Origin of the sequence: Rhizobium ruizarguesonis (assembly GCF_017357285.1) — a bacterium.
Taxonomy (GTDB): domain Bacteria; phylum Pseudomonadota; class Alphaproteobacteria; order Rhizobiales; family Rhizobiaceae; genus Rhizobium; species Rhizobium ruizarguesonis.
Genome location: NZ_CP071678.1, coordinates 2,681,815 through 2,705,229, shown reverse-complemented (window position 1 = coordinate 2,705,229; position 23,415 = coordinate 2,681,815). Strand labels below are relative to the sequence as shown.

The 23,415-nt window shown below is 62.0% G+C and carries 21 protein-coding genes and 1 pseudogene; 15 read left to right on the top strand and 7 right to left on the bottom strand.

Translation table 11 applies throughout. From position 1 onward, the window contains the following. Window positions 1-221: 221 nt before the first annotated feature. Window positions 222-1,316 carry a recombinase RecA gene (recA, locus tag J3P73_RS13450; protein ID WP_003540131.1) on the top strand — a complete coding sequence of 365 codons (1,095 nt, stop codon included), beginning with the start codon at window positions 222-224 and terminating at the stop codon, window positions 1,314-1,316. Between the two features lie 154 nt (window positions 1,317-1,470). Continuing rightward, window positions 1,471-4,125, top strand: coding sequence for an alanine--tRNA ligase (gene alaS, locus J3P73_RS13445; protein WP_130691880.1), 2,655 nt, complete (start codon window positions 1,471-1,473; stop codon window positions 4,123-4,125). 95 nt (window positions 4,126-4,220) lie between these two features. On the opposite strand, the gene J3P73_RS13440 is transcribed toward alaS, so the two are convergent. Beyond that, window positions 4,221-4,853: a LysE family translocator gene (locus J3P73_RS13440; protein WP_032989241.1), complete on the bottom strand. Its 633-nt coding sequence runs from the start codon at window positions 4,851-4,853 to the stop codon at window positions 4,221-4,223. Between the two features lie 127 nt (window positions 4,854-4,980). On the opposite strand from J3P73_RS13440, the gene J3P73_RS13435 reads away from it, so the two are divergent. Then, the gene (locus tag J3P73_RS13435) at window positions 4,981-5,832 is read left to right on the top strand and encodes an AraC family transcriptional regulator (protein ID WP_130691878.1); all 852 of its coding nucleotides are present in this window, start codon (window positions 4,981-4,983) and stop codon (window positions 5,830-5,832) included. A 47-nt stretch (window positions 5,833-5,879) separates the two neighbouring features. On the opposite strand, the gene J3P73_RS13430 is transcribed toward J3P73_RS13435, so the two are convergent. The 3 genes from J3P73_RS13430 to J3P73_RS13420 form a co-directional block, all read right to left on the bottom strand. After that, on the bottom strand, window positions 5,880-6,506 hold the full coding sequence (locus tag J3P73_RS13430; protein ID WP_130691876.1) for a glutathione S-transferase family protein: 627 nt from the start codon (window positions 6,504-6,506) through the stop codon (window positions 5,880-5,882). 88 nt (window positions 6,507-6,594) lie between these two features. After that, window positions 6,595-7,041: a GNAT family N-acetyltransferase gene (locus J3P73_RS13425; protein WP_130691874.1), complete on the bottom strand. Its 447-nt coding sequence runs from the start codon at window positions 7,039-7,041 to the stop codon at window positions 6,595-6,597. A 71-nt stretch (window positions 7,042-7,112) separates the two neighbouring features. Further along, window positions 7,113-8,324, bottom strand: a complete 1,212-nt coding sequence (locus J3P73_RS13420) for an NADP-dependent isocitrate dehydrogenase (RefSeq protein WP_130691872.1) — start codon at window positions 8,322-8,324, stop codon at window positions 7,113-7,115. Between the two features lie 187 nt (window positions 8,325-8,511). Here J3P73_RS13420 and J3P73_RS13415 point away from each other — a divergent pair, with 187 nt between their 5' ends. The 12 genes and pseudogenes from J3P73_RS13415 (at window position 8,512) to J3P73_RS13360 (ending at window position 20,608) form a co-directional block, all read left to right on the top strand. Further along, entirely contained in the window at window positions 8,512-9,039 is a 528-nt protein-coding gene (locus J3P73_RS13415; RefSeq protein ID WP_130675185.1) for a hypothetical protein, read from the top strand. Window positions 9,040-9,136: 97 nt separating this feature from the next. Then, window positions 9,137-11,176 carry an FUSC family protein gene (locus J3P73_RS13410; RefSeq protein ID WP_130691870.1) on the top strand — a complete coding sequence of 680 codons (2,040 nt, stop codon included), beginning with the start codon at window positions 9,137-9,139 and terminating at the stop codon, window positions 11,174-11,176. A 4-nt stretch (window positions 11,177-11,180) separates the two neighbouring features. Next, window positions 11,181-12,011: an RNA methyltransferase gene (locus tag J3P73_RS13405; RefSeq protein WP_130691868.1), complete on the top strand. Its 831-nt coding sequence runs from the start codon at window positions 11,181-11,183 to the stop codon at window positions 12,009-12,011. After that, window positions 11,992-12,795, top strand: a complete 804-nt coding sequence (gene murI / locus J3P73_RS13400; protein WP_130686487.1) for a glutamate racemase — start codon at window positions 11,992-11,994, stop codon at window positions 12,793-12,795. Before J3P73_RS13405 ends, murI begins: the two co-directional genes overlap by 20 nt. Window positions 12,796-12,819: 24 nt before the next feature. Continuing rightward, on the top strand, window positions 12,820-14,067 hold the full coding sequence (locus tag J3P73_RS13395) for an MFS transporter (RefSeq protein WP_185827871.1): 1,248 nt from the start codon (window positions 12,820-12,822) through the stop codon (window positions 14,065-14,067). A 6-nt stretch (window positions 14,068-14,073) separates the two neighbouring features. Continuing rightward, window positions 14,074-14,385, top strand: a pseudogene (locus J3P73_RS13390) (aspartate/glutamate racemase family protein); the annotation flags it as partial. A gap of 165 nt (window positions 14,386-14,550) precedes the next feature. Further along, complete coding sequence (locus J3P73_RS13385) at window positions 14,551-16,065, top strand: helicase HerA domain-containing protein (RefSeq protein ID WP_130691864.1); 1,515 nt, start codon at window positions 14,551-14,553, stop codon at window positions 16,063-16,065. A gap of 224 nt (window positions 16,066-16,289) precedes the next feature. Then, entirely contained in the window at window positions 16,290-16,907 is a 618-nt protein-coding gene (gene rpsD, locus J3P73_RS13380) for a 30S ribosomal protein S4 (RefSeq protein WP_018072277.1), read from the top strand. Between the two features lie 102 nt (window positions 16,908-17,009). Further along, window positions 17,010-17,939, top strand: a complete 930-nt coding sequence (locus J3P73_RS13375; RefSeq protein WP_018072276.1) for a glutaminase — start codon at window positions 17,010-17,012, stop codon at window positions 17,937-17,939. Between the two features lie 60 nt (window positions 17,940-17,999). Further along, entirely contained in the window at window positions 18,000-18,869 is an 870-nt protein-coding gene (ttcA, locus tag J3P73_RS13370; protein ID WP_018072275.1) for a tRNA 2-thiocytidine(32) synthetase TtcA, read from the top strand. 46 nt (window positions 18,870-18,915) lie between these two features. After that, a complete protein-coding gene (locus J3P73_RS13365) occupies window positions 18,916-19,743 on the top strand; it encodes an inositol monophosphatase family protein (RefSeq protein WP_020397556.1) in 828 nt (275 codons plus the stop codon). A gap of 40 nt (window positions 19,744-19,783) precedes the next feature. Further along, window positions 19,784-20,608 (top strand): inositol monophosphatase family protein, encoded by an 825-nt coding sequence (locus J3P73_RS13360; protein WP_018072273.1) that lies wholly within the window; start codon window positions 19,784-19,786, stop codon window positions 20,606-20,608. Window positions 20,609-20,631: 23 nt separating this feature from the next. On the opposite strand, the gene J3P73_RS13355 is transcribed toward J3P73_RS13360, so the two are convergent. The 3 genes from J3P73_RS13355 to J3P73_RS13345 form a co-directional block, all read right to left on the bottom strand. Beyond that, complete coding sequence (locus tag J3P73_RS13355) at window positions 20,632-21,105, bottom strand: GNAT family N-acetyltransferase (RefSeq protein ID WP_018072272.1); 474 nt, start codon at window positions 21,103-21,105, stop codon at window positions 20,632-20,634. A 74-nt stretch (window positions 21,106-21,179) separates the two neighbouring features. Beyond that, window positions 21,180-22,046: an alpha/beta hydrolase gene (locus J3P73_RS13350; RefSeq protein WP_018072271.1), complete on the bottom strand. Its 867-nt coding sequence runs from the start codon at window positions 22,044-22,046 to the stop codon at window positions 21,180-21,182. A gap of 77 nt (window positions 22,047-22,123) precedes the next feature. Then, on the bottom strand, window positions 22,124-23,404 hold the full coding sequence (locus J3P73_RS13345) for a multidrug effflux MFS transporter (protein ID WP_064648233.1): 1,281 nt from the start codon (window positions 23,402-23,404) through the stop codon (window positions 22,124-22,126). Window positions 23,405-23,415 lie beyond the last annotated feature (11 nt).

The window sequence follows — 23,415 nt, the reverse complement described above, 5'->3', positions numbered from 1 at the left end:
CTCTCCCGATGCCCGAAGGACGAATCGATACGGTGCGCCTAGCGGCGGTTGAGTCGGCACTTTTGGCTTAAGCCGTTGCTTTTCATCGATAAAACAAATACAGAACACGTGCCGTTTTACCTTTTTCTTTCAACTGTTTGGTCGCCTATTGCGAGAATGGAACAAATAGGGTACAAACTCGACATTGCTTGAGCGGCTTCAATAACCTAAAGGTGGATCGGATGTCTCAGAATTCATTGCGGCTGGTAGAGGACAAATCGGTGGACAAAAGCAAGGCGCTTGAAGCGGCACTCTCACAGATAGAGCGGTCGTTCGGCAAGGGCTCGATCATGAAACTCGGCTCCAACGAGAATGTTGTCGAGATCGAGACGATCTCGACCGGCTCGCTTGGCCTCGATATTGCACTCGGCGTCGGTGGCCTGCCGAGGGGCCGCATCATCGAAATCTACGGGCCGGAAAGCTCCGGTAAGACGACGCTTGCACTGCAGACGATTGCCGAAGCGCAGAAGAAGGGTGGCATCTGCGCCTTCGTCGATGCCGAACATGCGCTCGATCCCGTCTATGCCCGCAAGCTTGGCGTCGACCTGCAGAACCTTCTGATCTCGCAGCCCGATACCGGCGAGCAGGCGCTCGAAATCACCGATACGCTGGTGCGCTCCGGCGCCGTCGACGTTCTGGTCGTCGACTCGGTCGCGGCACTGACGCCGCGCGCCGAAATCGAAGGCGAGATGGGCGACAGCCTTCCCGGCCTGCAGGCGCGACTGATGAGCCAGGCGCTTCGCAAGCTCACCGCTTCGATCTCGAAGTCGAACACCATGGTGATCTTCATCAACCAGATCCGCATGAAGATCGGCGTCATGTTCGGCTCGCCGGAAACGACGACGGGCGGCAATGCGCTGAAATTCTACGCCTCCGTGCGCCTCGACATCCGCCGCATCGGCGCGGTCAAGGAGCGCGAAGAGGTGATCGGCAACCAGACCCGCGTCAAGGTCGTCAAGAACAAGATGGCGCCGCCCTTCAAGCAAGTCGAGTTCGACATCATGTATGGCGAGGGTGTTTCCAAGACCGGCGAACTGGTCGATCTCGGCGTCAAGGCCGGCATCGTCGAAAAGTCGGGCGCCTGGTTCTCCTATAACAGCCAGCGCCTCGGCCAGGGCCGCGAAAACGCCAAGACCTTCCTGCGCGACAATCCGGATCTCGCCCGCGAGATCGAACTGTCGCTGCGCCAGAATGCCGGCCTGATCGCCGACCGCTTCCTGCAGAACGGCGGACCGGACCCCGATGACGGCGATGGCGATGCCACTGCGGAAATGTAATTTTCGCGCCTAAACTCATCGGACAGTTCCAACCGGCCGCATTCCTGATGAGAATGCGGCCGGTTTTGTTTGTCTGCTGGACAGTGGCGGGGGTGAACGTTAAAAGCCGATGAATTTAAATTTACCTGCCTCCGGCAGCATTGAAGGGCATAGCATGAGCGGTGTGAACGATATCCGGTCGACCTTCCTCGACTATTTCAAGAAGAACGGCCACGAGATCGTTCCGTCGAGCCCGCTCGTGCCGCGCAACGACCCGACGCTGATGTTCACCAATGCCGGCATGGTGCAGTTCAAGAACGTCTTCACCGGCCTCGAAAAGCGTCCCTATTCGACGGCGACGTCTTCGCAGAAATGCGTGCGAGCCGGCGGCAAGCACAACGACCTCGACAACGTCGGCTATACTGCACGCCACCTGACCTTCTTCGAGATGCTCGGCAACTTCTCCTTCGGCGACTATTTCAAGGAGAATGCGATCGAGCTTGCCTGGAAGCTCGTCACCGAAGGCTTCGACCTTCCGAAGAGCCGCCTGCTGGTGACCGTCTATTCCGAGGACGAAGAAGCTGCGACGTTGTGGAAGAAGATCGCCGGCTTTTCCGACGACAAGATCATCCGCATCCCGACCTCCGACAATTTCTGGCAGATGGGCGATACCGGCCCCTGCGGCCCGTGCTCGGAAATCTTCATCGACCAGGGTGAGAATGTTTGGGGCGGCCCGCCGGGCTCACCGGAGGAAGATGGCGACCGGTTCCTGGAATTCTGGAACCTCGTCTTCATGCAGTTCGAGCAGACCGAACCTGGCGTTCGCAACCCGCTGCCCCGCCCGTCGATCGATACCGGCATGGGGCTGGAGCGCATGGCCTGCATTCTGCAGGGCGTTCAGAGCGTGTTCGACACCGATCTCTTCCGCACGCTGATCGGCACCATCGAGGACACGATGGGCGTCAAGGCGGAAGGCAGCGCCAGCCACCGCGTCATCGCCGACCATCTGCGCTCCTCGGCCTTCCTGATCGCCGACGGCGTGCTTCCGTCGAATGAGGGCCGCGGTTATGTGCTGCGCCGCATCATGCGCCGCGCCATGCGCCATGCGCAGCTGCTCGGCGCCAAGGAGCCGCTGGTCTACAAGCTGCTGCCGACGCTGGTGCAACAGATGGGCCGCGCCTATCCGGAACTGGTGCGCGCCGAGGCGCTGATCTCGGAAACGCTGAAGCTGGAGGAAAACCGCTTCCGCAAGACGCTGGAACGCGGCCTGTCGCTTCTGTCGGACGCGACGACGGATCTTTCCAAGGGCGATATGCTGGATGGTGAGACCGCCTTCAAACTCTACGACACCTACGGCTTCCCGCTCGATCTGACGCAGGATGCATTGCGTGCCCGTGAGATCGGCGTCGACATTTCCGGCTTCACCGATGCGATGCAGCGCCAGAAGGCCGAAGCCCGCTCGCATTGGGCCGGTTCCGGCGAGAAGGCGACGGAAACCGTCTGGTTCGAGCTTAGGGAAAAACACGGTGCAACCGAATTCCTGGGCTACGACACCGAAACGGCTGAAGGCGTCGTACAGGCGATCGTCAAAGAGGGCGCGGTTTCGACCGAGGCCAAGGCCGGCGACAAGGTGCAGGTCGTCGTCAGCCAGACGCCGTTCTACAGCGAATCCGGCGGCCAGATGGGCGATACCGGCGTGATCTCGTCCGACCACGGCAAGATCGAGATTTCAGATACGCAGAAGAGGGGCGAAGGCCTGTTCGTGCATCAGGGCACTGTCATCGACGGCGTGGTCAAGGACGGCGATGCTGTCGTGCTGACAGTCGATCATGCCCGCCGTTCGCGGCTGCGCGCCAACCATTCTGCGACCCACCTGCTGCACGAGGCGCTGCGCGAAGTGCTCGGCACCCATGTTGCCCAGAAGGGTTCGCTGGTCGCGCCCGAGCGCCTGCGCTTCGACGTTTCGCATCCGAAGCCGATGTCGGCCGAGGAACTGAAGATCGTCGAGGATATGGCAAACGAGATCGTGGCGCAGAATTCGCCGGTTACAACGCGGCTGATGAGCGTCGACGATGCGATCGCCGAAGGCGCGATGGCGCTGTTCGGCGAAAAGTACGGCGACGAAGTCCGCGTCGTGGCGATGGGAGAGGGTGTGCGCGGCGCCAAGGCCGGCAAGCCCTATTCGATCGAACTCTGCGGCGGCACGCATGTCGGGGCCACCGGCCAGATCGGGCTGATCCGCGTTCTCGGCGAAAGCGCCGTCGGCGCCGGCGTTCGCCGTATCGAGGCCGTCACCGGTGAATCGGCGCGGGAATATCTGGCCGAACAGGATGAACGCGTGAAGACGCTTGCCGCCTCGCTGAAGGTGCAGCCGGGCGAAGTGCTGTCGCGTGTCGAAGCGCTGATGGATGAGCGCCGCAAGCTTGAAAAGGAACTGGCTGACGCCAAGCGCAAGCTCGCCATGGGCGGCGGGCAGGGCGGCTCGACCGATGCCGTGCGCGAAGTTGCCGGCGTCAAGTTCCTCGGCAAGGCGATTTCGGGCGTCGATCCCAAGGATTTGAAGGGACTTGCCGATGACGGCAAGACCAGCATCGGGTCGGGCGTCGTTGCGCTCGTTGGCGTTTCCGACGACGGCAAGGCAAGTGCTGTGGTGGCGGTGACGCCGGACCTCGTGCAGCGCTACAGCGCCGTCGATCTCGTCCGCATCGCATCCGCCGCCCTCGGCGGCAAGGGCGGCGGCGGTCGCCCCGACATGGCGCAGGCCGGCGGCCCCGACGGCTCGAAGGCCGATGAAGCGATCGAGGCGGTTGCCGTGGCACTTGCCGGCTGAACTGCCGCCTGACAACAGTTTGAAAATTCAAACCGGCTGCGAGATCATGGATTTCGCAGCCGGTTTTGTTTTCAACGACCGTGGTCACTCGATGTTCAGCTTCGCGGCTGCAATGCCAGGCGGCAGGCGAGCCCGGTGAAGACCGTTGCCAGGACATATTGCGGCAACTTCGGGAAACGGCTCGCCGATTGGAGTCTCGAACGGATCGTGCTTCCGAGGAAAATCACGGCGCCGTTCACGATGAGGCCGATGCCGTTCAGGATGCTTGCAAGTATCAGCATCTGCACCGTCAGCGATCCGGCTGAGGCATTCAGGAATTGCGGAAAGAGCGCCATGACGAAGAGCGCCATCTTCGGATTGAGCAGATTGGTGGCAAGGCCCGCAAAGAAGATACGCCGGCCCGACAGCCGCTTCAGCGTCGATGCTGGCTGAAAGGCGGCGCCTTCCGAGCGGACCGTCTTGTAGGCGAGATAGAGAAGATAGCAACAGCCGGCCCAGCGCACCGTCTCATAGGCGGCCGGCACGGTCATGAAGAGCTGCGACAGCCCAAAGGCTGCGGCAATGGCGTGGCAATAGGTGCCGAGCGCGATGCCGGCATAGGTCAGGAAACCGGCAGCGCGTCCCTGGCTGATGCTGCGAGAGGCGATCAGTAGCATGTCGGGACCGGGCGTGGCGGTCAGCACCAGCGCTGCGGCGGCAAAGAGCATTAATGTTGAAAAATCCGGCATCTATCATTCCTTTTGAGTTCGAGCCGGAATTCCGGTCTACGCAGGATTCGCCGAAGGTTCAAGTCCGCAGGATTTGTCAAATCGGGTTATGGTTCTCTCAAGCCGATCGATTTGCACGAGGTTCGACATGAATGGCGAAACGGCATGGGCACTTTATGAAAACCGTCTGAGACGGGTTTCGGCCTATATTCACGACCACTTGGATGAGGAGCTGGATATGGAGCGCCTTGCCGAAATCGCCTGCATGTCGAGCTATCATTGGCACAGGATCTACCGGGCGATTTACGGCGAGACGCTGGCGGCCACCGTCAAGCGGCTCAGGCTGCATCACGCGGCGGGCGAGATCGTCGGCACGGAACTTGCCGTCAGTGAAATTGCGAAGCGATCAGGTTATCCCAATCTCCAATCCTTCAATCGTATCTTCAAGTCGGTCTACGGCATGCCGCCGGCCCGCTATCGGAGAGAGGGAAGCCACACAGCCTATGAGCCCTCACCCAACGGAAAGACCAAAGTCATGTTAGACGTTACCATACGTGAGATCGCGCCGATCGAGCTGATCGGCGTTGCCCATACCGGTTCCTACATGCAGATCGACAAGGCCTTCGAGACGCTGTTCGGCACGCTTTACGCCCGCGGCCTCGCCAAGCCCGACATGCGGATGATCGGCGTCTATCTCGACGATCCCGATATCGTGCCGGAGGAAAAGCTGCGCTCGATCGCCTGCGTCACCGGCGCTGCCGACGTGCCGGCCGATGCGCCGTTCGAGCGGCGCACGATCGAGGGCGGCGATTATGCGGTGCTGCGCCACAAGGGGCCCTATGCCAATATGCCGAAGTCTTATCAGTGGCTCTTTGCCGAATGGCTGCCGAAATCCGGCCGGCAGCTGAAGGACAGGGTCATGTTCGAGGAATATCTCAACAATCCGCGCGAGGTTCCGCCGACCGAGCTTCTGACGGACATTCACATGCCGCTTGTCTGACGGCTGATATTCCCGGCGCGCCGGTCTGGCCGCGCCGGGATTGGCGGTCAGGCGGCCTGCATCGTCTTGCCGGCCTCGTCGTCCAGCGCATTGGCGCACTTGTAGGCCTCACGCTCGCTGATGCGGCCGAAATAGTCGACGAAGGCCTGGCGCTTTTCGATGCTGCCGAAACCAAGGCCCCAGCCGATATGGGAGCCGACATAAACGTCGGCGGCGGTGAAGCGCTCGCCGGTGACGTAGATGGAGCCGGAGACCGCCATTTCGAGCGTGTTCATGACATCGCCGAAACCGCCGCAGCCGGCCATGCGCAGGCGGTCTTTCGGAATTTCGAAGCCGAGACCCTTCATCGTTACCGCCGATTCGAGCGGGCCGGCGGCAAAGAACATCCAGCGGTAATAGCGGGCGCGCTCCTCCGGCCTCGGCGCCAGGGTCTTTTCGGGGAAGGTCTCGGCGAGATAGGCGCAGATCGCTGCGCATTCGGTGACGATGGTATCGCCGTGGCGGATTGCCGGCACCTTGCCCATCGGATTGACCGCGAGATATTCCGGCGCCTTCATGGTTTCGCCGAAGGTCAGGAGTTCGGTGCGATAGGGCTGGCCGATCTCTTCCAGCATCCAGCGCGCGATGCGGCCGCGCGACATGGGGTTCGTATAGAATACCAGTTCTTCAGTCATGAGATCCTCCTCGTGTTCCCGTTATTCTTCGGCCTTGCGGTTCCCCGGAATCAATAGTGCGGCGGGGCCTTTGTGCAACCCCACGCCTTTAAAGCGCCTTGCGGTACTGGATGAAACCCGAGCGCTCGGCGATCCTGTCGTAGAGCCGGCGCGCCGTTGCATTGGTTTCGTGCGTCATCCAATAGAGCCTGCCTGCGCCGTTGGCGCGGGCGAGGTCGGCGACGGCCTCGATCAATGCGGCACCGGTGCCGAGCCCGCGCTGGCTGTTGTCGACATAGAGATCCTGCAGGTAGCAGGTCCATTGCGGCAGCCAGCAGGAGCGGTGAAAGATGGCATGCACGATGCCGACAAGATGGCCGTCTTCATCGAAGGCGCCGAGCGCATGCATCGGTTCGTCAGGATCGTGGAAGCGAGCCCAGGTGAGATCGGTGGTTTCGGGCGAGATGACCACTTCGTAGAAGCGCTGATAGGCCCCCCACAAGGGTTCCCAAGCGGCGCGGTCCGAGGATTCGAGCGGTCGCAGGATGGCCGTCATCGGTTCATTCTCCCAAAATGAAAACGGCGGGGAAATCCCCGCCGCTTCGATGTTATCTCGGAAAGGCCGGCTTACGCCATGGCCTTCTGCAGGTTCTGGTCGATCTTGTCGAGGAAGGCAGTGGTCGAGAGCCACGGCTGGTCGGGGCCAATCAGCAGCGCCAGGTCCTTGGTCATGAAACCGGATTCGACGGTGTCGACGCAGACCTTTTCGAGCGTCGCGGCGAAGCGGCCAAGCTCGGCATTGTCGTCGAGCTTGGCGCGGTGCGCCAGGCCGCGGGTCCAGGCGAAGATCGAGGCGATCGAGTTCGTCGAGGTTTCCTGGCCCTTCTGGTGCTGGCGGTAGTGGCGGGTGACCGTGCCGTGAGCGGCTTCGGCTTCGACCGTCTTGCCGTCGGGCGTCAGCAGAACCGAGGTCATCAGGCCGAGCGAGCCGAAGCCTTGAGCGACGGTGTCGGACTGGACGTCGCCGTCATAGTTCTTGCAGGCCCAGACGTAACCGCCAGACCACTTGAGCGCCGAGGCGACCATGTCGTCGATCAGGCGGTGTTCGTAAGTGATGCCGGCTTCCTTGAACTGATCCTTGAATTCGGTCTCGTAGACCTCCTCGAAGATGTCCTTGAAGCGGCCGTCATAGGCCTTGAGGATGGTGTTCTTGGTCGACAGATAGACCGGCCACTTGCGCATCAGGCCGTACATCATCGAGGCGCGGGCGAATTCGCGGATCGATTCGTCGAGGTTGTACATGGCCATGGCAACGCCGGCGCCCGGCGCGTTGAAGACTTCCTTCTCGATGACGGTGCCGTCTTCGCCGACGAACTTGATCGTCAGCTTGCCCTTGCCGGGGAACTTGAAATCGGTGGCGCGGTACTGGTCGCCGAAGGCGTGGCGGCCGACGACGATCGGCTTGGTCCAGCCGGGAACGAGGCGCGGCACGTTCTTGCAGATGATCGGCTCGCGGAAGATGACGCCGCCGAGAATGTTGCGGATCGTGCCGTTCGGGCTCTTCCACATTTCCTTGAGGTTGAATTCCTTGACGCGGGCCTCATCCGGCGTGATCGTCGCGCACTTGATGCCGACACCGTACTTCTTGATGGCGTTGGCGGCGTCGACGGTGACCTGGTCGTTGGTGGCGTCGCGGTTTTCGACCGAGAGGTCGAAATAGTCGATATCGAGGTCAAGATACGGATGGATCAGCTTATCCTTGATGAGCTGCCAGATGATGCGCGTCATTTCATCGCCGTCGAGATCGGCGACGGGATTGGCGACCTTGATCTTGTACATGTATCTGCCTCGTTCGAGCTTCAATGGGGACCGGCGTCCCGGGTGGGTGATGTGATGAGGAGCGCTATAGCATTGTGATCAGGGAACGCAAAGCTGCAAGGGGCTCGACAATGCGTTTTTGCCGCCATTGCCAAGCGCCGGAAATTAGCTAGTGTCCGCCTCAACTGCCGCCCCCGGACATTCGACCATGAAGACAATCGCCGTTGTTATCGCAAGCCTTATCGCCTTTTCTGGTATCGGTCACGCCGCCGACTTCATTGCTCCGGTGAAGGAGATCATGGAGGCGACCAAGAGCAACTGGGCCGACAATAACAGCGACTGGACCGACATCTTCGACACCTCCCGGCTCGGCCGTCTCTACAGCCGCGATTTCGTCGCGAAATACCAGGCGGCGGCGCAATTTCCCGCTGTCGATGACGACGGCATATCGCCCTTCGACTACGACGTCATCGTCAACGGCCAGGATGCATGCCCGCTGGAGGATCTGACGATGGCGGCAGCGCCTGTGGTCGACGGCGTGGCCGAGGTGACCGTACGCTTCAAGAAATCCGCCTGCTCGGATGCGCCCGATGGCAAGGACTATACGACCGTTCGTTTCCAAGTGGTCGAAGAAGGCGGCAAGCCCGTCATCGACGATATCGTCACCGAGAATATCGAAACGCAGGCGCGCGATTCCCTGAAGACGACGATGGCGCTGATTGCCAAGGGCCAATAGGCGCGTAACATTCAAGAGCATCGGGATTCGAACTCGGGCGGTTTGATTTCCGCTCGTGCGGCGGTATCTGTTGATCCCTGGGCGGCATGAGGGGCTCTTGCATTTGTTTTCCGGTTTTCAGTTCCGCGACTGGCTGCTTGCCAACGATCCGGCGCTTTCGCGCCTGCGCATGGCCTCGCGGGTGACGCTGACGATCGTCTTCTCCTTTTTGGTCCTCCTCGCCATCCAGATGTTCATCGTGCCGTTGCCGACGGCGGCTTTCGGTCTTGGCATCGTGCTGTCGATCGAGGGCGGGGTGGCGGTTCGCGACAAGGGCAATACGCGACAACTGGTGACGCGGCTCTTCGGTTGCGTCGCAAGCCTCGGCGTCGTCGCCATAGCGGCCGGCCTCGAGGATCGGCGGTTTCTCTCCGATCTCGTCTTCCTGGTGGTGATCGCGCTCGCATCGGCGGGCCGCGTGTTCGGGCCGCGCGGTTTTGCGATCGGCATGTTCGCCTTCACCTCCTATTTCATGGGGTCTTATTTCCGGCCTTCTCTTGCCGAGCTGCCGGCGGTGGCGATCGGCCCCGTCGTTTCGGTGCTCTTCGGGCATCTGGTGAGAGCTGTGCTCCTGCCGGACGATTGGCGGCGCGACCTGCTGCGCTCGCTCGAAAGCGTGCGCGGCCGGATCAACCAGATCCTCTTCAAGCTCGCCGCCCTTGCCGGTGGCGCCGAGATCGGCGAAGCCGACAGGCAGGAGCTGCGTCAGCTGGAAGACCGGCTGAAGGAAGTGGTGCTGATGGCCGAAACCTTCATTCCACGCCCGGCCGGCGGGGTTTTCGATGTCACCGCCGATCCCGCCGCAGAATTGGCGATCCGGCTCTTCGATGCGCATCTCGCTGCTGAGAGCGCGATCGTGCTGAGCTTCCAGAGCCAGCCGCCCTTCGCACTCGTCCATGCGGTGATCGAGGCGGATGCAGCCGAACTTGCACCCTATAGCGCCATGGCGGAAGCCATCAGGGACGAGCCGCAAGGCGAAACCGTGCGGGCGCTTCTCTGGCTCGGCGAGGCGCGGCAGCAGCTAACGCAGGCGATCGGCGAGGGGCAGGCCTCCGGCTTTGCCGGCATCGATGCCGTCAAGGACACTGCGCAGTCTGAAAAGATCGACTTTTCCTTTGCCAATCCGCTGCTGCGGTCGGCGCTGCAGATCACGCTCGCCTCGGCGCTTGCCATGGGCTTCGGTCTGCTTCTGTCGCGCGAACGCTGGTTCTGGGCGGTGCTTGCCGCCTTCCTCGTCTTCACCAATACCAATTCGCGCGGCGACACGGCGATGAAGGCGCTGTCGCGCTCGCTCGGCACGGTGTTCGGGATCGCCATCGGCCTCCTGCTGGCGACGCTGATTTCGGGGCAGCTGGCGATCGCCATTCCGGTTGCGGCCGTATGCATTTTCCTCGCCTTCTATTTCCTGCAGGTTTCCTATGCGACGATGACCTTCTTCATCTCGATCGTGCTCTGCCTGGTCTACGGCATGACCGGGGTGCTGACGCTCGACCTGCTGCAGCTGCGCATCGGCGAGACCGTGATCGGCGCGGTGGCCGGAACGGCGGTCGCCTTCCTGGTCTTCCCGGCCCGCACGCGCGGCGCGCTCGATGCGGCACTTGCCCGCTGGTTCCAGGCGCTGGACGAGTTATTGAGCGCGATCGGCGAAGGCAAGAGCGGTTTTGCGCTGATTGCGCTGTCGCAGAAGATCGATGCCTGCTACCGCGACGTGACGGTGGCCGCCAAGCCGCTCGGCTCGTCCTGGTCGGTGGTGACGCGTCCGGGCCAGATCCGCCAGACGCTGGCGATCTTCCTCTCCTGCACCTACTGGGCGCGCACCTTGGCGAAGAGTTCCACAGCGCCGGCCGAAGCCGACGAGCTGAAGAGGCTGATCGCGGCGGATCTGGCGCTGATGAAGGATGCGGCCGCGCAAGGCTCGACCTGTTTCTTCATCGAGCGCAAGGCGTCGCGGACGACAGGACGGCATCTGCCGCTGTCGCGCGAGGGCGCCAGACTGGGGCTCGAAATGATCGGTTCGGCGCTGGAAAGGCTCTATCCGCAGGCTGATGTCTTGCCGTTTGCACCGGGCGAGGTTATTGCGCGCTCGAAACAGGGATAAGGTCATGGCAGGCACGAACAGCGAGCGTCAACTTCTGGCCGAAGGGCCGGCCATCATTCTGGTCGAGCCGCAGATGGGTGAGAATATCGGCATGGTGGCGCGTGCCATGGCGAATTTCGGCCTTGCTGAACTGCGCCTCGTCAATCCGCGCGATGGCTGGCCGAACGAGAAAGCCCTGGCGACCGCCTCCAAGGCCGATCACGTGATCGAGGCGACCAAGGTCTACGATACGCTGGAGCAGGCGGTCGCTGACCTCAACTTCGTTTATGCGACGACGGCGCGCGAGCGCGACGGTTATAAGCCGGTGCGTTCGCCCGTCATTGCCGCCGAGACACTTCGGGCGAGGTTTCGCGCCGGCGAGGGCACCGGCATCCTCTTCGGGCGCGAGCGCTGGGGGCTGACCAACGAGGAGGTGGCACTTGCCGACGAGATCGTCACCTTTCCCGTCAATCCGGCCTTTGCTTCGCTGAACATCGCCCAGGCGGTGCTGCTGATGTCCTATGAATGGATGAAGTCCGGCATGGCGGATCTCGGCGCCGTGGCCTTCCAGGCGATGGGGCAGACGCCCTCGACGAAGGACCAGCTGTTCGGCCTGTTCGACCAACTGGAGGAGGCGCTCGATGCGCGCGGTTATTTCCACCCCGCCGGGAAAAAGCCAAAAATGGTCGACAATCTGCGCGCTGTCTTATCCCGCCGGGCCTTCACGGAGCAGGAAATCAGCGTGCTGCGCGGCGTCATCTCCTCCCTCGACCGCTTCTCGCGCAAGAGCCCGCGCGGCGGCCGGTTCCCGACAGCGGCCAAGGAAACACCGCCCGATGACAGCGCCGACGCATGAGCTGAAACCCGTCCTCGTCTTCGATTCCGGCATTGGCGGGCTGACCGTCTTGCGCGAGGCGCGCGTGCTGATGCCGGAACGCGGCTTCATCTATGTCGCCGACGATGCCGGCTTTCCCTATGGCGGCTGGGAGGAACAGGCGCTGAAGGAACGGATCATCGGGCTCTTCGGCCGGCTGCTCGCAGATCACGACCCCGAGGTCTGCATCATCGCCTGCAACACCGCCTTCACGCTTGTTGGTGCCGATCTGCGCGCTGCCTTTCCGCAGATGACCTTCGTCGGCACCGTGCCGGCGATCAAGCCGGCGGCGGAGCGCACGCGCTCCGGCCTGGTCTCGGTGCTCGCGACGCCGGGCACGGTCAAGCGCGCCTATACGCGCGATCTCATCCAGTCCTTCGCCCAGCAATGCCATGTGCGGCTCGTCGGCTCGGAGAACCTGGCGCGCATGGCGGAGGCCTATATTCGCGGTGACGCTGTCTCCGACGACGCCGTGCTTGCCGAAATTGATCAATGCTTCGTCGAGAAGGACAGTCAGAGGACGGATATCGTTGTGCTTGCCTGCACGCATTATCCCTTCATGGCCAATCTATTCCGCCGGCTTGCGCCTTGGCCGGTGGACTGGCTGGATCCGGCAGAAGCCATTGCCCGGCGCGCGCGCACACTAGTTCCGCAGATCGCCGATGCCGTTCACCCAGATAATTTCGACTTTGCCGTCTTTACATCCGGCAATCCCGATTTTGCGACGCGCCGACTGATGCAGGGTTTCGGTCTCAGCACGCGATAAGGCACTGCGCGCTTTATTTCGCCGATGTCATCGCGCAACATCTCTGCGGGGAATCGCGGGCGGGTGTTTGCCGCTCAAGACATAAAGGGATGCGCCGTGCCGCTGCAAAGACTTGTCATGCTGATCTTCTTTCTGCAGCCGATAGCCTTTGGCGCCTGGTTGCCGCGCATTCCTGATATCCAGGCGAAGCTTGAACTCGGCACCGCCGATCTCGCCGTCGCACTTCTGGGATTGCCGATCGGCACGCTGATCACCCTGCCGTTTGCCGGCCGCCTCGTCTCGCGCATCGGCGGGCGCATGGCGATCATCTATGGTTTCATCTTCTTTCTTGCCGTGGTTTCGCTTCCAGCCTTCGCGCCCAGCGCCATGCTTCTATTCTTCGCCTTGATTGTCGTTGGGGTCGCGCTTTCGACGGTGGAACTCGGCATGAATGTCGAGGCCGATGTGACGGAGAAGGCGACGGGGCTGATCATCATGAGCCGCTGCCACGGCTTCTGGAGCTTCGGCATCATGACCGGCAGCCTGATCGGCGTTGGTGCCATAGCCATCGGGCTTTCGCCGCACTGGTCGATCCTGATCACGGCGATCGTCATCCTGCCGGCTGCGCTGATTGCCAGCCTGCGCCTGCCGAAATTGCCGGAAAGTCACCATGCGGAGAATTCGCAGGCAATGACCGGCTTCAAGCTGCCCAGTCTTGCTCTGCTCGGGATCTGCGCCTTCGTCTTCGGCGTGACGATGACCGAAGGTGCGATCGCCGATTGGTCGGCGGTCTACCTCCGCGATGTTATGAATGCAGAAGGCGCGCAAACCGGCCTCGGTTATTCGGTTTTCGCTTTCATGGTTGCGGCGGGGCGCTTCAGCGGTGATTACATGAAAGGCCGTTTCGGCGCGGTTGCCATTGCCCGTGGCTGCGGCATCGCCTCGCTTGCCGGCATGCTCGTCGTTCTCCTTGCACCGGCGACACCGCTTGCGCTACTCGGCTTTGCCGCAGTCGGTGTCGGCGTCTCGGTCGGGTTTCCGCTTGCGGTGACGGCCGTCGCTTCGCTGACTGACCGCCCGCCCGCTTCAAGCGTTGCGACGCTCTCCTTCGCAGCCCTGACCGGTTTTCTCATCGGGCCGCCGATCATCGGCTTTCTTGGCGAACTCCTGGGTTTGCGCGCGGGGCTTGCGGTCTTGCTGGTACCGCTTTTCGTCAGCCTGCTCTGCACACGTTTGCTGATTCCGACGCAGAAGGACATGGCGGGCGACCTCGTCGAGCGCGAGGCAGTGTGAAGCCTTATCCGCGGCGAGACCGTCTCCGATGAGGCCGTGCTTGCCAAAATCGATCAATGCTTCGTCGAGAAGCGCGGACGAAAGACCGATATCGTCGTACTGGCCTGCACGCATTATCCCTTCATGGCGAACCTATTCCGGCGACTTGCGCCCTGGCCGGTCGATTGGCTGGATCCAGCCGAGGCGATCGCGCGCCGTGCCCGCGCGTTGGTGCCGCAGGTGGCCGATGCCGTGCATCCCGACAAGTTCGACTTCGCGGTGTTCACCTCGAGCAATCCGGATTTTGCGATGCGGCGGCTGATGCAGGGTTCAGCTTGAGGGCGTGACGATCGTTTCGACGGCCGGAATTGTCTTAGGGAAATTGTCCTGTGGGTTGGTGAAATCCGGTCCTGAAAGACGATGCATTCTTTGATAGACGGGGCGCTGCCGTTTCGGAAGAATGGCGTTTCGTTCATGTGAGTCTTTTCGCCGCGAGGATCAGCATTGCAGGTTGGCATCGATATGGGATTGGCGTCCGGCAGCCCGGCGACGCTCGATATCGAGGAGCTGCTGGCGACCCGTCTGCTCGTGCAGGGCAATTCCGGATCGGGCAAGTCGCATCTGCTGCGCCGCCTGCTCGAGCAATCGGCGCAATGGGTGCAACAGGTCATCATCGATCCAGAGGGTGATTTCGTCACGCTCAGCGACAGGTTCGGCCATGTCGTGGTCGACGGTGAGCGGACCGAGGCGGAGCTTGCCGGCATCGCCAACCGCATTCGTCAGCATCGCGTTTCCTGCGTGCTGACGCTCGAAGGCCTCGATCTCGAAGACCAGATGCGCGCCGCCGCCGCCTTCCTCAACGGCATGTTCGATGCCGATCGCGAATACTGGTATCCGGTTCTCGTCGTGGTCGACGAGGCGCAGATGTTTGCGCCGTCGGTCGGCGGCGACGTCTCGGAAGATGCGCGCAAGATGTCGCTCGGCGCGATGACCAACCTGATGTGCCGCGGGCGCAAGCGCGGGCTTGCCGGCGTGATCGCGACGCAGCGGCTTGCCAAGCTCGCCAAGAACGTCGCCGCCGAGGCCTCGAACTTCCTGATGGGCCGCACCTTTCTCGATATCGACATGGCGCGCGCTGCCGACCTGCTCGGCATGGACCGGCGCCAGGCCGAGATGTTCCGCGACCTGAAGCGCGGCAATTTCGTCGCTCTCGGACCGGCGCTATCGCGCCGGCCGCTGCCGATACAGATCGGCGCGGTGGAGACCTCGGCGCGCTCTTCCAGCCCGAAGCTGATGCCGCTGCCGGATGCGCCTCAGGATGTCGAGGATCTGATCTTCACGCCCGATCCGGAGGAATTCCAGCGCCCGCTGGTGCGCCGCGCCCCGCCGGCGCCGCGGCCGACGACCGATATTCTGGCCGAACTCTCACGCTCGACGCCGGCGGCATCGGCGGTACCTGCCGAGGCGAGGGCGAGCCAGGTGGAAGTCTCCGCCGAGGAGCGGGAGGAGCGCCTGGCCGGCGTGCTTGCCGAAATCCTCGACGATCCCACCTCCGCCTTCCGTACCGATTCGGTGCTCTACCAGGATTTTCTGGTAAGGCTGCGCATGCGCCGCGTGCCGGGACCGCCGATCGCGCTGCCGGATTTCCGCCGGCGCGTGGCGATCTCGCGCTCCGGCGTCGATGCGGCAACCGCCGCGACCGATGCCTGGGCGACGGCGCTGTCGCTGTCTTCAACTGTCACCGACGACCTGCAGGGCGTCTTCCTGATGCTCGCCAAGGCCGCCGTCTGCGGCGAGCCGTGCCCGTCGGACGCCCGTATCGCCCGCGCCTATGGCACCCATTCCGCCCGCCGCGCGCGCCGTCTGCTTGGCTATTTCGAGGAGCAGGGCATCATCGTCGTGCACGCCGATTTTTCCGGCAAGCGTATCGTCGCTTTCCCGGACATGGACTGCCAGACGGCGCCGGGCGACGCCAACGCACCTGATGCCGGCGGGGACCAAGCGCTGGCGGCGGAATAGTGGTGCTTTCGGGGTTTGCCGCTGTTGACATTTTCATGACGGCCCTCTAAAGACCGCCGCAAGCACCGGGCAGCAATGTCCGGTATTTCATTTGACATGTCCCGTGGATCGTTCCTGTTCGCTAACCGGAACATCCTGTCAGATCTCGGCAGAGATCAGAGGAGGGCGTGTTTCCTTCGCGCGGTTTGGCAACAAACCGTCTTAAACCTTTGAAAGGAAATACGATGAGCAAGCGCGAATCGTCCAAGTACAAAATTGACCGCCGTATGGGCGAAAACATCTGGGGCCGTCCGAAGTCCCCGGTGAACCGCCGCGAATACGGCCCGGGCCAGCACGGCCAGCGCCGCAAGGGCAAGCTTTCGGACTTCGGTGTGCAGCTGCGCGCCAAGCAGAAGCTCAAGGGCTACTACGGTGACCTGCGCGAAAAGCAGTTCCGCGCGATCTTCGCCGAAGCCGACCGCCGCAAGGGCGACACGTCTGAAAACCTGATCGGACTCCTGGAATCGCGCCTCGACGCAATCGTCTATCGCGCCAAGTTCGTTCCGACGGTCTTTGCTGCCCGTCAGTTCGTCAACCATGGCCACGTCACCGTCAACGGCGTGCGCGTCAACATCGGTTCCTACCGTTGCAAGGCCGGCGACGTCATCGAAGTTCGCGAAAAGTCGAAGCAGCTGGTGATCGTTCTGGAAGCCGTCAGCCTCGCAGAGCGCGACGTTCCCGACTATATCGAAGTCGATCACCACAAGATGGTCGCAACCTTCGGCCGCGTTCCGACACTCAGCGACGTTCCGTTCCCGGTCGTCATGGAACCGCACCTGGTCGTCGAATTCTACTCGCGCTAATGCATTCGTCTCGCAGTCGAAACCGATTGCGAGACAACAGCATGCGCCGGTATACGGAAAGCCGCTCTTTCGAGCGGCTTTTTTGCGATCTGGAGAGAAGCAATGGCAGATTTGCAGGCGACCCTCGATAGCATCTACGCCGATATCCAGCCGCGGATCGGCGAGGGCAAGGTCGCGGACTATATTCCCGAGCTCGCCAAGGTCGACCCGAAGCAGTTCGGCATGGCGATCGTCACCGTCGATGGCAAGGTCTATCGCGTCGGCGATGCCGATACCGCCTTTTCGATTCAGAGCATATCGAAGGTCTTCATGCTGACGCTGGCGCTCGGCAAGGTCGGCGAGGGGCTGTGGAAGCGGGTCGGGCGCGAACCCTCGGGATCGGCTTTCAACTCGATCGTCCAGCTCGAGCACGAGAGCGGCATCCCCCGCAATCCCTTCATCAATGCCGGCGCGATCGCCGTCAGCGACGTCGTCATGGCCGGCCATGCGCCGCGCGAGGCAATCGGCGAGCTGCTGCGTTTCGTGCGCTATCTGGCCGATGACGAGTCGATCACCATCGACGACAAGGTGGCGCGCTCGGAAACGCAGACGGGATATCGCAATTTCGCGCTTGCCAACTTCATGCGCGCCTACCGCAATCTCGACCATCCCGTCGACCACGTGCTCGGCGTTTATTTCCATCAATGCGCCTTGTCGATGAGCTGCGAGCAGTTGGCCCGCGCCGGGCTGTTCCTGGCGGCGCGCGGCAGCAATCCGACGACCGGCCATTCGGTGGTCTCGCCGAAGCGGGCGCGGCGCATCAATGCGCTGATGCTGACCTGCGGCCATTACGACGGCTCGGGCGACTTCGCCTATCATGTCGGCCTGCCCGGCAAGAGCGGCGTCGGCGGCGGCATCTTCGCCGTGGCGCCGGGCATTGCCTCGATCGCGGTGTGGTCGCCGGGGCTGAACAAGGTCGGCAATTCGCAGCTCGGCGCCGCGGCGCTGGAAATGCTCGCAGCGCGCACCGGCTGGTCGGTTTTCGGCGATTGACGCTGTGTTGCCAGACCGGTTTCTGCTAGAGCAAGTGTGGAATTTCTGTAGGACGAAGCAATGAATATCGCAGCCAACATCGCCGATGATTTGGAAACCGGCGAGGCCGACACCAGCGGCCATGCGCTGTTTGCCGATGCGCCGCGTTCCGTCTCCTTCAACAAGCTGCGCAAACGCCTGCTTCGGCAGGTGCGCCAGGCCTTCGACGATTTCGACATGCTGAAGGGCCAGAAGCGCTGGCTGGTCGGCCTTTCCGGTGGCAAGGATTCTTACGGGCTGCTGGCGCTGCTGCTCGATCTCAAATGGCGCGGCCTGCTGCCGGTCGAACTCATCGCCTGCAATCTCGACCAGGGCCAGCCGAACTTCCCGAAGCACGTGCTGCCGGATTATCTCACCAAGATCGGCGTCCGCCACCGGATAGAATATCGCGATACCTATTCGATCGTGAAGGAGAAGGTGCCTGAAGGCGCTACCTATTGTTCGCTCTGTTCGCGGCTGCGGCGCGGCAATCTCTATCGCGTCGCGCGGGAAGAGGGTTGCGATGCGCTGGTGCTTGGCCACCACCGCGAAGACATTCTCGAGACCTTCTTCATGAATTTCTTCCATGGCGGCCGGCTCGCCTCGATGCCGGCGAAACTTCTGAACGACGAGGGCGACCTGATGGTGCTCCGGCCTCTGGCCTATGCCGCTGAGGACGACCTCACGAAGTTTGCCGCCGCCATGCAGTTTCCGATCATCCCCTGCGATCTCTGCGGCTCGCAGGACGGGCTGCAGCGCAATGCGATGAAGGACATGCTCGCCGATATCGAGCGGCGCATGCCGGGCCGCAAGGATACGATGCTGCGGGCGCTTTCGCATGTGAACCCGTCGCATCTGCTCGACCCGAAACTCTTCGACTTTTCCACCCTTGGTGTCACCGATCCTTCATGAAAGGCCGGCTATGCAGGCTGGCTATTGAATGAAGGCAGGATTTCGCATGATTATTTCAGACCAGGATATTGTCTTTCTCGGCGATTGCGTTCGGGAGACGGCGCGCGCCGAAATCATGCCGCGTTTCCGCAATCTCGGCGCTGCCGATGTTTCGGAGAAGACTTCGGCAATCGATCTGGTGACGCAGGCTGACCTGCTTGCCGAACACCGGATCACCGCGGCGCTGAGAGAGCGCTTTCCCGCAGCACTGGTCGTCGGCGAGGAGGCTTATGACGCCGACCGGTCCGTCGTGCCGGCACTTGCCGATGCCGAGCTCGCCTTCGTCATCGACCCTGTCGACGGGACGTTCAACTTCGCCGCCGGGCTTCCTGTCTTCGGGACCATGTTGGCGGTGACCGTCAGGGGCGAAACGGTCGCCGGCATCATTCACGATCCCGTTCTCGGCGATACAGTGACCGCGATCAGGGGGGCAGGCGCCTTTCTGACGCGTCGGGACGGGCAGTCGACAAAGCTGAAGGTCGCCGAGCCTGCTAGCCTGAACCAGATGGTCGGTGGCCTGTCATGGAGCCACATGGACGAACCGGATCGCGCGCGTATCTGCGCCAACATGGCGAAGATCCGGATGACCTTCGCCTTCAACTGCTCAGCCTACGAATATTGGATGGTCGCCTCCGGCAAGATGCATTTCATCGGCCATGCGAAGCTGATGCCCTGGGATCACCTGGCCGGCGTGCTCGCGCATCAGGAGGCCGGCGGTCATACGGCGAAATTCGACGGCACGCCCTATCGCCCCGGCGAGACGACGGGTGGCATCATCTCTGCGCCCGACCGGGAGAGCTGGCAGCTCATCCGGCGCGAGATCGTCGGCATCTGATTCAAGCTTCTCCTGAGAGACCTAAGCGTGAGGATTTGACATGACTTCGACTGTCGACGTGACCGTTCTGGCCGATCTGCTGCGCCGCGCGGCGAAGGCGGAGATCCTGCCACGCTTCCGCCGGCTTGGTCAGGACGACGTGCGTGCCAAGAGCGAGGCCACCGATCTCGTCACCGAGGCGGATGAGCAGGCGGAGCGGATGATTGAGGCGGAAGCTGCGCAACTCTGGCCGAGCGCACTGTTCCTCGGCGAAGAATCGGTTGCGGCCGATCCTGATTTGCTCGGCAGCCTCGAACATGCCGATCTCGCGATCGTCGTCGATCCGGTCGACGGCACCTTCAATTTCGCCGCCGGCATTCCGGCCTTCGGCGTCATGGCGTCCGTTATCTCCGGCGGCGAGACGGTTGCCGGTATCATCTACGATCCGATGGGAGACGACTGGGTGATGGCGGAAAAGGGCGGCGGCGCCTGGCTGCGGCGGCCGGAAGGCGGCGCCGAGCGGCTCTCGGTCGCAGCGCCCGTGGGATTGGAGCATATGGTCGGCATGGCCTCGACTGGCTACCTGCCAAAGGAGAAGCGCGCCGAGGTGCTCGGCAATCTCGCCAAGGTGCGCTTCCTCACCAACTACCGCTGCGCCGCCCACGAATACCGCACCTTTGCCGGCGGTCATGTGCATTACCTGATGTACAACAAGCTGATGCCCTGGGATCACCTTGCCGGCACGCTGATCTCGCAGGAGGCAGGCGCCTATGCGGCGCGCTTCGACGGCTCGCCCTACCTGCCGCATCATCTCGATGGCGGGCTGCTGATTGCGCCCGACAAGGCCTCATGGGACGTGCTGCGGCGTGAGGTGTTCACGGTCTGAACAACCGCCCGACCTACCGCATGTTACTGGTAGAGCTTTTCCATGAGAAAGTTTTCCAGGCCTTGCCCACGTTTCTCGACGATTTGCTGCGTTATGACGCGAAAGCCTTTGCGCTCAAAAAACGGTCGGGCCGTTCGGCTGGCTTCGGTGTAAATTCGGCTAAACCCCAGTTTCAGAGCTTCGTCCTCGACCCTGCTCAATAGCCGACTTGCGATTCCGACCCCTTGAAATTCGGGGTGCACAAACATCATGTCCAGGCACCCGTCGCCAGTCAGGTCGGAAAACCCGACAGGCTGTCCGTCAAATTCTGCGATCCAGGCAGGCCTGCTTATCCTTCGCTCTGCCCATAGTTCGCGATCTTCCACCTTTGCCCAAGCCTGTATTTCAGCGGGTGAGTAGTCTTTCGACGCGACCTCTCGAATGGCGCGCAGAAAAATTTCAATCGTCGCGTCCGCGTCGCCTGGCGCGTAGGGCCTGATCAGAATTCGGTCGTCCATCGAGGGTGCCTTTCGCGCACTGCCGCGCCAATCCGATGGATTGAACCATCGATCAAATCACTGCAGCGCTCACGCTATAGCATCTCAAGAATATGTTCCCACGCGAGTCGTCCCAATTGGGCGTCGGCCTCGTCACTTCCACCATGAGCGCGCAGCGATGATCGAGGAGTCGTTTCGCCCGGCAGCAGAATGCGATGGCCCGCATCTTCTCCCAAGACAAGCTGGGTGAGTAAGCCCGAAGCTGCGCGCCTCCGAACAAGTGACACGGCAAATTTGTTTGATGGCCAGAGCGCGTCGTCGCATCCTGCTACGAGCAGAATTTCGGCATTCGTTTTCTCCAAAGGGATAGCCGCTGCGTCGATCTCAGACTCGTGCATATCGAGACATCTTTCGACCAGATCCCTATAGGCGATCAACCCGTCTCTGTATTCCCGCACCCATTCTGGGTCTGACGAAACAAAAGGAAGCGGTGTACCTCGCAATGTCCACGACGAGCGCTCGGGCCAGCTGATGCCATCAAGCCCCGGACCAATATTTCCCCAGACGACTGAAGAAGGGCTTATTGCCACGACCGCGCTGATGCGCGGATCGTATACCGCTGTGAGCAGCGCAGCTTCGGCGCCTTTCGATGTCCCCACCAGGACGATGCGTTTACAACCGAGTTCGATCAAGTAATCAGTGGCAGCGAAGAAGGTTTCCAGCGGCACCTCGCAAATGCCTAGCACCTGACCTTCGCCGCTGAACCAGCGAAGAGCGATTGCCGTTGTGCCTTGGCTCGCAAACAACCTGGCGCGGGCCACATCGACCCGGCCACTGGAGCCGCCGAGTACAACAACGCCAGTGCCGGTATCTGGTTTGACTTGAAATATCTCACCCTGCAATGGCGGGGGGAGACGTTGATATTCTGCATCCAAAACCAGGCTCCTTCGTTCAGGGGGCATCCAGATTTAGGAGCGTGCCGAGTTTGCCATCTAATGCAATGCTGCCGGGGACCAACCGCTCCGGCAGATTTCCCATTTCAGAAGTGAGCAGCACCCGGATCGAGCTGCGGGCTGTCGCCGGGGTGGGTGAAGAGCTTGCCGTTTTCGGCCCAGAGGGTGGCTGCGATCGTCACCGCGCCGAAGAGCGCGAAGCCGCCGAAGAGCGGCTGCACCGTGCCATTGAACATCTGGCCGACCAGGCCGCCGAGGATGGCGCCGGCCGTCGTCGAGACGAAGCCGGTGATGGCGGTGGCCGTGCCGGCGAGATTACCCATCGGCTCAAGGCTGATGGCGGTGAAATTAGTGGCGATCAGGGCAAACATCATCAGCACGATGGTGAAGATGCCGTAAGCGATGGCGAAATCCGGCTTGCCGGCCAGCGAATAGAAAAAGCCGGCAGCCGACAGCGCCGTGAAGATCAGCAGAGCGGCGTGCGAGATGCGGCGCATGCCGAATTTGCGCACGAAGAATCCGTTGGCGAAATTGGCGACGGCGATGCCGCCGGCGGTGGCCGCAAAGGCGATCGGCAGCCAGTCGCCAAGGCCATAGACCTCGCCGAAGACCTGCTGCACCGAGATCACATACGCGCTGATGACGCCGGTGAACATGGTGAGGCCGATCATGTAGCCGCAGGTGATGCGGTTGGTGAGCACGGTCTTAAAACCATCCACGACAGAGCCGACCGACAGCGGCAGCCGTTCTTCCGGCGGCAGCGATTCCTTCAGCCGGAGGAAAGCCCAGACGAACAGGATGGTAGCGATGATCCCGAGCAGGATGAAGATCCAGTGCCAGTTGGCATAGAGGATGATGAGCTGGCCGACGGAGGGGGCAACGATCGGCACGATCATGAAGACGATCATCACATAGGACATCACACGGGCCATTTCGCGGCCACCGAAGCAGTCGCGTACCATGGCCATGGTGGTGATGCGCACCGCAGCACCGCCCACACCCTGAACGAAACGCATGACGAGCAGCATTTCAAAGCTGCCAGTTGCTGCAGCGGCAAACATTCCGACAATATAGCAGGCCAAGCCGCCGAGCAGGATGTTGCGGCGGCCGAACGTATCCGAAAGGCTGCCGAAGAAGATCTGCGAGACGCCGAAGCCTAAGAAGAACACGCCGATGATCAGCTGCGCGTCGTTGGTATTGGTGACGCCGAGGGAATGGCCGATATTGGGCAATGCCGGTAGCATGCTGTCGATCGCCATAGCGACGCTGGCGGTCATGATGGCAATGGTAACGACGAATTCGCCAAAGCCCATGCCGATGCGGCGGGAGCCCTGGTTTTCCTGGTGCGGTTTATGCGGCGGCGTCATGTGGTGAAATC

Bases quoted from the DNA above. Each gene is read 5' to 3' on its own strand.
- J3P73_RS13415 (WP_130675185.1), top strand. From the start codon at position 8,512: ATGAAGACAATCGCCGTTGTTATCGCAAGCCTTATCGCCTTTTCTGGT.
- rpsD (WP_018072277.1), top strand. From the start codon at position 16,290: ATGAGCAAGCGCGAATCGTCCAAGTACAAAATTGACCGCCGTATGGGC.
- J3P73_RS13345 (WP_064648233.1), bottom strand. From the start codon at position 23,404: ATGACGCCGCCGCATAAACCGCACCAGGAAAACCAGGGCTCCCGCCGC.
- J3P73_RS13350 (WP_018072271.1), bottom strand. From the start codon at position 22,046: ATGCCCCCTGAACGAAGGAGCCTGGTTTTGGATGCAGAATATCAACGT.
- J3P73_RS13375 (WP_018072276.1), top strand. From the start codon at position 17,010: ATGGCAGATTTGCAGGCGACCCTCGATAGCATCTACGCCGATATCCAG.
- alaS (WP_130691880.1), top strand. From the start codon at position 1,471: ATGAGCGGTGTGAACGATATCCGGTCGACCTTCCTCGACTATTTCAAG.
- J3P73_RS13420 (WP_130691872.1), bottom strand. From the start codon at position 8,324: ATGTACAAGATCAAGGTCGCCAATCCCGTCGCCGATCTCGACGGCGAT.
- J3P73_RS13435 (WP_130691878.1), top strand. From the start codon at position 4,981: ATGAATGGCGAAACGGCATGGGCACTTTATGAAAACCGTCTGAGACGG.
- recA (WP_003540131.1), top strand. From the start codon at position 222: ATGTCTCAGAATTCATTGCGGCTGGTAGAGGACAAATCGGTGGACAAA.
- J3P73_RS13395 (WP_185827871.1), top strand. From the start codon at position 12,820: ATGTCATCGCGCAACATCTCTGCGGGGAATCGCGGGCGGGTGTTTGCC.
- ttcA (WP_018072275.1), top strand. From the start codon at position 18,000: ATGAATATCGCAGCCAACATCGCCGATGATTTGGAAACCGGCGAGGCC.
- J3P73_RS13425 (WP_130691874.1), bottom strand. From the start codon at position 7,041: ATGACGGCCATCCTGCGACCGCTCGAATCCTCGGACCGCGCCGCTTGG.
- J3P73_RS13440 (WP_032989241.1), bottom strand. From the start codon at position 4,853: ATGCCGGATTTTTCAACATTAATGCTCTTTGCCGCCGCAGCGCTGGTG.
- J3P73_RS13355 (WP_018072272.1), bottom strand. From the start codon at position 21,105: ATGGACGACCGAATTCTGATCAGGCCCTACGCGCCAGGCGACGCGGAC.
- J3P73_RS13430 (WP_130691876.1), bottom strand. From the start codon at position 6,506: ATGACTGAAGAACTGGTATTCTATACGAACCCCATGTCGCGCGGCCGC.
- J3P73_RS13405 (WP_130691868.1), top strand. From the start codon at position 11,181: ATGGCAGGCACGAACAGCGAGCGTCAACTTCTGGCCGAAGGGCCGGCC.
- murI (WP_130686487.1), top strand. From the start codon at position 11,992: ATGACAGCGCCGACGCATGAGCTGAAACCCGTCCTCGTCTTCGATTCC.
- J3P73_RS13365 (WP_020397556.1), top strand. From the start codon at position 18,916: ATGATTATTTCAGACCAGGATATTGTCTTTCTCGGCGATTGCGTTCGG.
- J3P73_RS13360 (WP_018072273.1), top strand. From the start codon at position 19,784: ATGACTTCGACTGTCGACGTGACCGTTCTGGCCGATCTGCTGCGCCGC.